Here is a 9985-nt window from a genome sequence, read left to right as displayed (position 1 = left end):
TCACCACACCGCTACCATTTCGATCTTCTAAACACAACTGAGCGGGACCAGTTCCGCACCGATCCCGTCGGGGCGATTGCTTGGCAAGCTATTAAGGGCTCTTCGGAATACGTGCGCGCCGATGGCAACACCATGATGGCCGCGTCTTTCTTCTCCATGACTTCGCCCGGGGAGAGTATCGGCCTGCCAGCCCTGGAGAACTGCGCCGAGCGCGTCGGCTCCTCTTCGCCGGCAGGCGGTGTGCGCTACGTGGCGGCAGCCCTGTGCGCAACCTTCGACCCGAATGCCCGCAGTCAGGTGCAGCGCGGTGACTTTGGCTACGCGCCGCTGGGCTAAGCCGGTGCGTCGATAGGCAGATCGCTGCGTGTATGCGGCCGAGACCACCCTGCGAGCTTGCCCTCGGCGGAACGAACGTGCCGATATGAAATTGAGGGCGCGTGCCTCCAAATCGGAGCGAACACACCGAAATGCGCTGTTTTGCGCTAACCTCACGGCCTATAGGAACAGATTCGGTGCGAACGTTCCGTAACAGCATACGGTCAGCGAGGAGACGTGACACGTGGACATAGAGGCACTCGGCAGCTTTGTGCGCGCCCAGCGTAAGGAGCGGAGGCTGACCCAACTGGAAGTCGCCGAGCTTGCGGACGTGTCGGATCGGTTCCTCCGGGAGCTGGAGCACGGTAAGCCGACGGCCGAGATTGGCAAGGTGATCGGGGTGCTTGCGGTGCTCGGGTATGACCTTCAACCTGTAGTGCATGGAGGGGGCGGGGTGGAGCGACCTTGATGCGCCGGCCATTGCAGACTCCACATTGCGGACAAGTGGGTACGCACCAACTGTTTGAGGCCGGCAAGTTTTGAAACTGCCGGACATGGAGCTATTGCCTGAAGCGTTGACGCTCAATAGCGTCTTCGGCATGAGCACCTCCACCAATCTCTTCTCGGGCATTCTCGAGGCAGCCAAGTTGGCGGCTGAAAAGAACGACCTCCGTCAGGCACTGAGGCAGTCTGGGGAATCGGCGGGGTCAAATGCTGCGGATGAGCTACCTGCGTACGACTGTGGTGGGCCGCCATTGGTCGATCTCCATGACAAGGACGCAGACTGGCTCTAACAACTCCGCATTGCGGACAACTGGGTGCGTACCAACTGTTTGTGGTGAGAAACCTTTGGTGCGTCGATAGGCAAATGTCCACTGAAATGAGCACGTGAGGGGCTGTGCTCGCGCGGGCTGCGACGTAGGCTGCCGGGCATGGGGATGAAAACTTGGAAAATTGGGGCCAAGGCGGCGGGAACGCACGTTGGGGGCCGGGTAATTGTTGCGAACCGTTCCGGTGAAATTGGCGCTTCCGGGCGGGAGCTTGGGCAAGCGGTTGTTGCCGGACTGAATCGGGCAGCCAGAAAGTGTCGGCGGGTCAGTATGAAGCAGCCGGAAACAGGTGAGGTGGCTGAGAACCTCGCAGGCATTGTCTTGATGGCTGGCTTGCCGCTGCTGCTGATGCGGCAAGCGACAACCGTCGAATCAGCGGGTTCGGCGGCCAGGTTGATGGTGGAGATCAGCGGGGAGGCGCTCGCGCGGGAACCGCGGTTTGCAGGCGTATACGGGTTAGCGATCTCCGCCCGGGAATGCGCCGACGCCGGCCGTCTGGACATGATGGGGCCGCTTTGCGACACCATCTCCAGCGTGTTGCCGAAACCTCTCTCCCACGCGGGCGAAGCGGATCGCGCGATGCGGGTGGAAATCCGGGAGGTTGAGTTCCCGGAACCAAGCGCTGAATTGGCTAGTGACGGCCTGGCGGAGATGGGCCTCAACTACAAATGCAGCGAGGTAGATGGCAGTGAAATCGGTAAAGACTCCGGCTCAGCGTACTTCCCGCTGCCGCTGTTTGCGCCGGGGACGGCGGAACCGCGCGTGGTTATGGAGATGTGGGTCGATGGCCTGCAAGTGATCGTGGACCTGGAGGCGAAGCTCGCGGGATACGGTGCCCTTCGGGAGATGGTGTACGCCGTGGAGGAGGTAGTAGACCGGCACCGGTTCAGCAGTTGGGGGACGCGGCCCGCGTAGCGGCGGTATCGTCAGTGGTCACTGGCGGGCCACTGACGGCCCTCCGACGGTCCACTAACGGAGGTGAACAATGGCTATTCAACCCTTGGCAGAGGTGTTCCCGGTAGGAGATTTCCTCGCGGAGGAACTAGAAGAACGTGGTTGGAGCGAAGCAGATTTCGCCGTGATCATGGGACGGCCGACGCGCTTCGTTGAAGAGCTCATCTCGGGCGAGCGGGAGCTTACGCGGGAATCCGCCGAGCTGGTCGGGGCAGCGCTTGGCACCTCGGCAGAGCTGTGGCTCAATCTGCAGGACACGTACCGGGTGTGGGGACACTTTAGCCGTCGATAAGTTTGGCGGTCGCGGGCAACCACCAAAGATAGCGGCATAAGTTTGGCGGTTGCCGCCGCGGCTGAGCCGCTACTGCCAGGGCAGCTCGATGCCGAGGCGCGGCGCCAGCGCCACCACGCCGATGCCCACGACCGCCAGCGCGGCCAGCATACCCAGCACCACCGCGACGGTGTTGGTTTCGGTGGTGGTGTACTGCGCCAGCGTCGGGCGCTGCGCGTTGACCTGCGCCAACTCGGTTTCGGCTTCGGCGACGGAGTCCTCGGCCTCGTCGAGGGACATCTGCTCGGCGGCGGAACGCTCGTATGCGTCCTCGACATTCTGCTCGGCCTGGGCGAGGCGCTCCTGCGCGTCCGCAACCGCCGCAGCCAGCGCGTCCTGGTCCGCGGCCTGCGCCCACGCGAGCTCCGTCTCTGCGGCATCCTTTGCATCCGTGGCCTCAGCCTCGGCGAGAGCGAGCTCATCCCGCTCGCCTTCCAGGCGCTCTTGCCTATCGACGGCACCCCGCAACCGCCTCTCAGCGTCCTCCAGCGCGCCCGCGGCCTGTGCCAACGCATCCTGCGCGGCGGCGTCTTGCTCTTGTGCGGCGGCGAGGTCCGTCTGCGCGACGGAAAGGCCGGCCTCCGCGATGGAAAGCTCGGCGGCGTAATCGTGCGAGACCGCCACGCCCAGCCTGCTGGTCATGCGGGCCGGGATGGCGCGGATCTCGTCGCGCTTGAGCCCGTCGTAGCTCGGGTTCGCGCGCTTGCGGTCGCCCAGGTCCACTGTGAGATCGGGGGTGCGCAGCGCCTCGCGCGCGCCGGTGGAGACGTAGTACGGCACCCCACTCGCGTTGGCTTTCTGGGAGCCTTCGTCCGGGCCGAACGTGTGGGAGGTTGTCGGGTAGGACAGCTTGTAGAACTGCATGGTGGCAAACACCTGGCCGTTAGGAGCGACCCGCACACCGACGCCGATACCAGTCTGACTCGAGTCGAGCATGCCTTCGTTGTGCCCCGACGTGGAGTTGCGCCACTGGGTGAACAGCGCCTCGGGAAGCTCTGCCCACCGCGTGCGGTCTGCGGTAGCCGGGGAGACATCTGGCCAGCCGAGCCAGTTGTAGGCGATGTTCTCGCCGCTGTGCCCGTACACCTCGAACTCGGCGTGACGGAAGTAGTCGTCGTCGCTGACGCCGCGCTGCATGTCGGCGGACATCACGCCGCTCCAGTCGCGGGCGTTGTCGTTGAACACGTCGTGGCTGACCAGCGGGTGCATGCCGTGGCGCTGGCGGTATTCGTTGGTGATCTCCACGATCGCGTCCGCGACCAGCCGCTCCCAGTCCTCCTGGGCGTAGTCGGTGCCGGCGGCCTCGCGGGCCTGGGCGTCGGCGAGTTTGGCCTGCGCGGAATCCGCGGCCTGCTGCATATCGGCCTTCACGGCCGCGGCGTTCTCGGCGGTCTGGCCTGCTGTGGCGGCCGTTTCCTCCGCAAAGGTGACATCCTCGGCGAAGGCGGCGGTGTCCTCCTCCGCCGCATCGAGCTCCTCTTGCTTTGCGACGAGCTCCCGCTCCGCCTCCTTCAGCACCTCCGCGGCGGCGTCCAGCTCCGCCTTCCGCTCCTCCACATCCGCGCGTGCGAGGTCCTTCTCGGCTTTCTCCAGCGCAGCCTCCGCGGCCTCCACCTCTGCGTTGGCGTCGCGCACGGCGGCGTTCGCGGATTCGCGCTGTGCCTCCGCCGCTTTGGCGTCGTGTTCGGCCTGCTTGAGGGAGGCGGATGCGTCGTTGTAACGCTGCTGCCACTTCGCGGTGGCCGCGTCGAAGCCTTGCTGATCGACGGTGCTGGTAGAGCTCCCCGACGACTGCGCCTCAGCGACGGGGACGTGAACAGTGCTGACGGCGAGCGCGCAGGCCAGCGTGGCGGTTGCGATGCGGGAACGGGACATGGGGCGATCCTCTCGGGACACAGGCCAAACGGTGACGATTTAAAAATCTAGATCACCAAAACCTGGCAAACAACTGGATGTTCGGTGGGGGTGGTACAGATCCTCCCGATCAACCGGTAAACCGCACAGATGGTGAATCGCAGATGGTGAATCCGCGAAAATTTTTTGGATTTTCACCATTAGCCTTTCACCATTTGCGAGATTGGCGGCGCTGGGAACTGCGCTGGCGCCGAGGGCGGCGCTGTCACGGGCGCCAACCGGAGGGGCGTCGATAGGCGAATGCAAAACACCGCCCCCAGCGGCACCACGCGTAACCTAGATCACTATGACTAACGCCCAGCTACCTGAGCAACACAGCGACGAGCATCTCGAGCTCTCACGCCAAGAGTTCGACCGGGAGAACCTCTCGGACGCCGACATCGAGCAGATCAAGGAGCAGCGCGAGGGCGACGAGCCGGACGGCTCGTTCATGCGCTGGGTGATCACGCTGTTCGGCACCGGTGTGGGCGCCGGCATCCTGTTCCTGCCCATCAACGCAGGCAGCTTCGGGTTTTGGCCGCTGGTGATTGCCACGCTGCTGATCGGCCCGATGGTGTTTTTCTCCCACCGCACCTACGCCCGCATCGTCTCCGCGTCCCCAGTGAAGGGGCTGGACGTGCTGCAGGTGATCACGGCGCTGACTGGCCGCAAGCGCGGATTCGCCTCGGCGCTGGTGTACTGGCTGGGCATCTACCCCACGGTGCTGATCTACGCCATTTCCATCACCAACACGCTGGACAGCTTCATCGTGAACCAGCTGGGCGGGCCGGAGGTGAGCCGCTGGGTGCTGGCCACGGCCTCGGCGGGGCTGATGACGGGCGCGTACGCCTTTGGCAAGAAACTCACCCTGTGGCTGGCCAACGTGCTGGTGTATCCGCTGATCATCGCACTGGCGGCGGTGTCGCTGTATCTGGTTCCGAGCTGGGATTTCGCCAGCTTCCGCTCGTACGAGTCCTCCTACCCAGTGTGGCAGGGTCTGCTGCTGATCCTGCCGGTGCTGGTGTTCTCCTTCAGCCACATGGCGGCGCTGAGCCAGTTCGCGCTGGACGTGCAGAAGAAAACCGACGGCGACGTCGCCGCGACGGAGCGCGAGGTGTCCAAGGTGGAGATGGTCACCGCCGCGATGCTGGTCACCTTCACCATGTTCTTCGTGTGGTCGTGCGCGCTGTCCCTGGGAGCGGACGGCATGGACGCCGCGCGCGAGGCGAACGTGCCGGTGCTGTCGTACCTGGCCAATGAGACGGATACGCCGTTTATGGCGTGGATCAGCCCGATCATCGCCATCTGCGCGATCATCACCTCCTACTTCGGGCACCTGCTCGGCACGGAGGAGGGCACTGGGTACCTGCTGCGCAGTGTGGCGCCGAACTTTGCGGCTCGCTTTTCGACGTCCACGCTTCGCCTCACAGTCAACATCTTCGTGTTTATCACCGCAGTGATTGTCGCCGTGCTGAACCCGTCGATCCTGGACATGATCTCCGTGGTCGGCGGCGTGTTCGTAGCGTTTTTGGTGTACATCATGCCGTCGCTGCTGTTCCACAAGGCCACGGCGTTCAAGCACTACGCCCGCCGCCCGGACACGATCTTCGTGTTCGTGGTCGGCGTGGTGATCATGGGCGTGGCGGTGCGCAACATCTTCGCGGGGTAGGGCTCTTCCGCGCCCAAAAAGATGTAAAAAGACATCGAAACAATTCTCTGACCAGGTGGAACGGCGAAAAACGGGTCTAAAAAGAATTCCCTGGGGAAATGCGGATAACGGCGGCCGGGGCGGTGCTAAACGTCAAGAAGCATAAGTTTCACCTGAATTTCACCGCAGCGAAACCTGAGGGCGCTACGTTTTGGACTGCAAACCACCTCTGAAACGAAGGACCGCCATGCGCAAGCACGTCGCCGCAATTACCGCCCTTGCCCTGCTCACTCCAGTTCCTGTCGCCAACGCGGAGGATCTCGCCTCCCGCTTCACCCTCGGCGTCATGCCGGACACCCAGTTCTACTCCCGCTACGGCACCGAGGCCGCCGGCGACATCTTCGGCGACCGCTACGGCACCAACCCGTTTGAGGTGCAGACCAAGTTCCTGGCGGAAAACCACAAGAAGCTGGGCACGCAGTTTGTCACTCACCTGGGCGACGTGGTGGACGAGCCGGAAGACCGCGCCAGCTGGGACATCGCCGACAAGGCCATGAGAACGCTCGAGGACGCCGGTGTGAACTACTCCGTGCTGCCGGGCAACCACGACCTGACCATGTTCGACGGGAAATCCGCCTTCACGGAGTACTTCCCGGAGGAGCGCGCGAAGAAGAACTCCACGTTCATGGGCCGCACCGCCTCCACGGAGATCCACAACGGCGGCGACGGCTACGCCTTCCCGGGCCAGAGCGTGGATTCGGAGTACCACATCTTCGAGGCCGAGGGGCAGAAGTACCTGGTGCTTGCACTCGGTTTCCGCGCCAACGACGAGACGCTGGAGTGGGCGCAAAAGGTCATCGATAAGCACCCGGAGCTGCCCGTGATCCTCACCGCCCACGAGATCTCCGGCATTAACGGCGACGGCTCCACCTACTTCACCAAAGAGTACGGCGAGCACCTCTGGGACACGCTGATCCGCAAGAACGACCAGATCTTCCTCACTATCGCCGGCCACCACCATGGCGCGGGTTACCACGTGGAGAAGAACGACGCTGGCCACGACGTGATCAACATTCTGCAGGACTACCAGATGGCCTACCTGGGCGGCAACGGCCTGATGGGCCAGCTGCAGTTTGACCTAACCAACAACCAGCTGGAGATGCTCGCGTACTCGCCGTGGGTGAAGTCCAAGAAGTACGAGCAGCTCACCTCCTTCGACCACCTGATCATGGAAGGCGAGGGCGATTCCTACACCATCGACCTGGACTTCGCGGAGCGCTTCAAGGGGTTCGCGCCGGACTTCACGGCCGGCGACGCCAACGATTCGGACTACAACGAGGCGCTGAAGCAGACCATCACGGACGGCTACAAGGCCTACGAGGTCACCGAAAAGGACAAGCCGAAAAACGAGCAGGACTACGCGTACGTGGACGGCACCGTCGTGCACTGGCGCCCCGGCCAGACGAAGGTCGAGGGCACTTTGCTTAACGACGGCGAAGCTGCCCCCGCCGGCGCCGTCATCCCCGACGTCGCAAACGGCGACGACATGACCCGCGCACGCCACCGCGTAGCGGCAGGCGCCGACGCGGTGACCTTCTCCGACGACAAGCACCCGCTGTCCGCGGACCGCGGCTCCCTGCGCTGGAAGGACCCGAAGTTCAAGCACTCCACCGCCTGGTTCGAAACCGCCACCGGCGCGGACATCAACACGGAGGAGTTCAAGAACGGCTACACCGTGGAGGCGTTCCTCAAACTCGACGAGGACTGGAACGCCGACAACAACAAGTGGTCCAACGCCCTGATCCGCGACGCCTCCGGCACCATCACCCACCCCGAGGACGAGGACGGCGACCCGATCCAGATGCTCGGCGTGTCCAGCCTCCGCGAGCTGCGCTGGTACTCCTACGGCGAAAACGGCGAGGGCTTCTCCAACTGGACCCACGAGGTGCCCAAGGGCAAGTGGATGCACATCGCCGTGGTCAACGACCCGGCCGACAAGTCCGTGACCATGTACGTCGACGGCTCCCCGATCCTGCGCGACGGCTACGGCCCGCTGGGCATGGGCGGCAACGGCGACAAGTGGCTTTTGGGCACCTCCGCCTGGGACAACGACAAGGTCGACGGCTGGTTCGGCAACATCGGCGAGATCCGCATGGTAGACCACCCGATCGGCCCGGACCAGTGGCTGACCGCCCGCGGTAAAGCCCCGGCGCCGACGACTGCTCCTTCTTCCGCTGCGCCTTCTGCGCCGGCTGCTCCGGTGACCACCACCGTGGCGATCCCGACAACCGTCACCAGCACCGTATCTGGCACGCCGACCACCGCGACCACGACCGTGGCGGTTCCGACCACCGTCACCGCTGAGCCGCAGCCCGCCGACGACAGCTCCTCCAACGACGGCTCCTCCAACGTCGGCAGCAGCGTCGGCGCCTTCGCCGGCGGCGTGCTGGTAGGCGTGCTCGGCCTCCTCGTCGCGGTTCTTGCCGGCGCGGGCGGCACGCTCCAGTGGATTCTGGACCAGCTGCGCCCGTTCCTGCCTCAGATGTAGGTTCGCGGCCTAGACCTCGCTGGTTGCGGCGAAGAACGCCTCCGCGAACGTCGCTGGATCAGCAAGGTCAATGCCGCACAGCTCCTGGATCCGTGCAATGCGGGAGCGGGCGGTGTGCCGGTGGATGCCTAGCGCCTCTGCGGTCTGGGCCAGTTGCCCGCCGTGCTGCAAGAACACGGTCAGAGTTCTGGCGTAGTCGGTGCGGCGCTCGGCGTCCTCCGTCTCAAGCACGCCGAATAGTTCCTTGCGTTGTGCTCGCAGAGCCTCCGCCACCGCGGGTTCGGTCAGCCAGCTCGCGCGCGAAGAACCGGGAAGAGCACTGTCGCCGAGTGCGAGCACCCCGCACCGCGATTTCAACGCACGGATGTGGGCTGCATCGAGATCTGCCGCAGGCAGCGGGCGGCTGACGGCGACGCGCACGCGCTGAGCGGTGGCGCCGAGAGCGGCGAGAAAGTCCGCGCCGTCTTGGTCGGGGTGGACCAGCACTACCATGCTCAGCCGGTCGAGGGGCGCCGCGTAGAGAAAATGCCCTTGCGCGTCGGCCGCAGTATCTAGTGCGTTGCGCGCCTGTTCGAGTGCACGCGTTCTATCGGCGGTGATGACAGCGGGGCGGGTCAGCCCGGAGTCGTCGATAGGCGTGTCAAAGCCCCGGGGCAGCAGCGTGGACCCGTCGCCGAGTCCGAAGCGTGCCGAAAGTGCGAAAGCGTTGAGCTCGTTGCGTGCCGCGCGCAGCTCCGCGGGGCGTGCCAGCAGCATGTCTGCCAGACCAGCGCAGTGGCGCAGCAGCGCGGCAGGGGGACGCTGCGCCGAGGCAACCTCCAGCGAGTACGGGCGCTGCGGCCCCGACACCAGGCGGTGCGTTGAGCTGCGCAGGCGCGCGCCCTCGTCCACGGCGCGTGTGTACCCGGCGGACTCGGCGGCGGCCACCGGCGCCGCGCCGGGCCCGTTGATGCGCACGCTGGCATCCAGAAGCTCAGCAGCCGTGCTGACCAGCATGTCCAACGAGCCTGGGATGGCGGCGCGGGTGAGGCGTTCCTGGTCGTCGATGAGCCGCTGCTGCTCAAGTTGGGCGCGGCGGCGCTGCTCCTGGTGGATCGCCGTCAGGATCGAAATGAACGGAATGTGGCGCGGCACCTCGAACAGTCCGATGCCGCGCCGCCGGGCCGTGGTGACCACCTGCTCGGGGATGGTGGTAAACGTCAGGCCGGTGCCGAAGCCGATCGCCACGGCCCCGGCGTCCGCCAGATGGTCGACGTAGCGGCCCAGGTCCGATTGGTTGTCCTTGAAGGCGATGCCCACGGTGAGCACAAGCGAATCGGGTTGGATGAACTCGGTGGCGTCCTCGAGTTCGTTCGTCTGCGCAAGCGCGAAGCCGCTGGTAGAGGGGGCGACAACTTGGCGCAATGCCAGCTCTGGTTTGTGCGTGAGCCAGGTGAAGGTCAGATCCATTGGGCTCCATTCCGTAC

At 64.8% G+C, this 9985-nt stretch carries 9 protein-coding genes; 7 read left to right on the top strand and 2 right to left on the bottom strand.

The window, feature by feature from the left end; genetic code table 11:
- The 5 genes from HMPREF3151_RS01025 to HMPREF3151_RS01005 all read left to right on the top strand — a co-directional run.
- Nucleotides 1–336: hypothetical protein (locus HMPREF3151_RS01025; RefSeq protein ID WP_070472379.1), on the top strand; the 336-nt coding region annotated here is incomplete at its 5' end.
- 223 nt (nucleotides 337–559) lie between these two features.
- Nucleotides 560–784, top strand: coding sequence for a helix-turn-helix transcriptional regulator (locus HMPREF3151_RS01020; protein WP_070472354.1), 225 nt, complete (start codon nucleotides 560–562; stop codon nucleotides 782–784).
- An 85-nt stretch (nucleotides 785–869) separates the two neighbouring features.
- Nucleotides 870–1109, top strand: a complete 240-nt coding sequence (locus tag HMPREF3151_RS01015; protein WP_070472351.1) for a hypothetical protein — start codon at nucleotides 870–872, stop codon at nucleotides 1107–1109.
- A 138-nt stretch (nucleotides 1110–1247) separates the two neighbouring features.
- Nucleotides 1248–2060 carry a hypothetical protein gene (locus HMPREF3151_RS01010; protein ID WP_141741254.1) on the top strand — a complete coding sequence of 271 codons (813 nt, stop codon included), beginning with the start codon at nucleotides 1248–1250 and terminating at the stop codon, nucleotides 2058–2060.
- A gap of 70 nt (nucleotides 2061–2130) precedes the next feature.
- A complete protein-coding gene (locus HMPREF3151_RS01005) occupies nucleotides 2131–2391 on the top strand; it encodes a helix-turn-helix transcriptional regulator (protein ID WP_070472345.1) in 261 nt (86 codons plus the stop codon).
- A gap of 69 nt (nucleotides 2392–2460) precedes the next feature.
- Here HMPREF3151_RS01005 and HMPREF3151_RS01000 read toward each other — a convergent pair whose 3' ends face one another.
- The gene (locus HMPREF3151_RS01000) at nucleotides 2461–4305 is read right to left on the bottom strand and encodes a CAP domain-containing protein (RefSeq protein WP_070472341.1); all 1845 of its coding nucleotides are present in this window, start codon (nucleotides 4303–4305) and stop codon (nucleotides 2461–2463) included.
- 325 nt (nucleotides 4306–4630) lie between these two features.
- Here HMPREF3151_RS01000 and HMPREF3151_RS00995 point away from each other — a divergent pair, with 325 nt between their 5' ends.
- Both HMPREF3151_RS00995 and HMPREF3151_RS00990 read left to right on the top strand, forming a co-directional pair.
- Entirely contained in the window at nucleotides 4631–5992 is a 1362-nt protein-coding gene (locus tag HMPREF3151_RS00995; protein WP_070472338.1) for an amino acid permease, read from the top strand.
- A 226-nt stretch (nucleotides 5993–6218) separates the two neighbouring features.
- Nucleotides 6219–8519, top strand: coding sequence for a LamG-like jellyroll fold domain-containing protein (locus HMPREF3151_RS00990; RefSeq protein WP_070472335.1), 2301 nt, complete (start codon nucleotides 6219–6221; stop codon nucleotides 8517–8519).
- Nucleotides 8520–8528: 9 nt separating this feature from the next.
- Here HMPREF3151_RS00990 and HMPREF3151_RS00985 read toward each other — a convergent pair whose 3' ends face one another.
- Complete coding sequence (locus HMPREF3151_RS00985) at nucleotides 8529–9968, bottom strand: PucR family transcriptional regulator (protein WP_070472332.1); 1440 nt, start codon at nucleotides 9966–9968, stop codon at nucleotides 8529–8531.
- Nucleotides 9969–9985: the final 17 nt, after the last annotated feature.

This window comes from Corynebacterium sp. HMSC05H05, assembly GCF_001807265.1.
In the GTDB taxonomy this organism is placed as follows: domain Bacteria; phylum Actinomycetota; class Actinomycetes; order Mycobacteriales; family Mycobacteriaceae; genus Corynebacterium.
This window is presented reverse-complemented; position numbering and strand designations above follow the sequence as displayed.

What these genes read in the sequence shown, in the direction of transcription:
- HMPREF3151_RS01010 (WP_141741254.1), top strand. Translation starts at nt 1,248, where the DNA reads ATGGGGATGAAAACTTGGAAAATTGGGGCCAAGGCGGCGGGAACGCAC.
- HMPREF3151_RS00995 (WP_070472338.1), top strand. Translation starts at nt 4,631, where the DNA reads ATGACTAACGCCCAGCTACCTGAGCAACACAGCGACGAGCATCTCGAG.
- HMPREF3151_RS00990 (WP_070472335.1), top strand. Translation starts at nt 6,219, where the DNA reads ATGCGCAAGCACGTCGCCGCAATTACCGCCCTTGCCCTGCTCACTCCA.
- HMPREF3151_RS01000 (WP_070472341.1), bottom strand. Translation starts at nt 4,305, where the DNA reads ATGTCCCGTTCCCGCATCGCAACCGCCACGCTGGCCTGCGCGCTCGCC.
- HMPREF3151_RS01015 (WP_070472351.1), top strand. Translation starts at nt 870, where the DNA reads ATGGAGCTATTGCCTGAAGCGTTGACGCTCAATAGCGTCTTCGGCATG.
- HMPREF3151_RS00985 (WP_070472332.1), bottom strand. Translation starts at nt 9,968, where the DNA reads ATGGATCTGACCTTCACCTGGCTCACGCACAAACCAGAGCTGGCATTG.
- HMPREF3151_RS01005 (WP_070472345.1), top strand. Translation starts at nt 2,131, where the DNA reads ATGGCTATTCAACCCTTGGCAGAGGTGTTCCCGGTAGGAGATTTCCTC.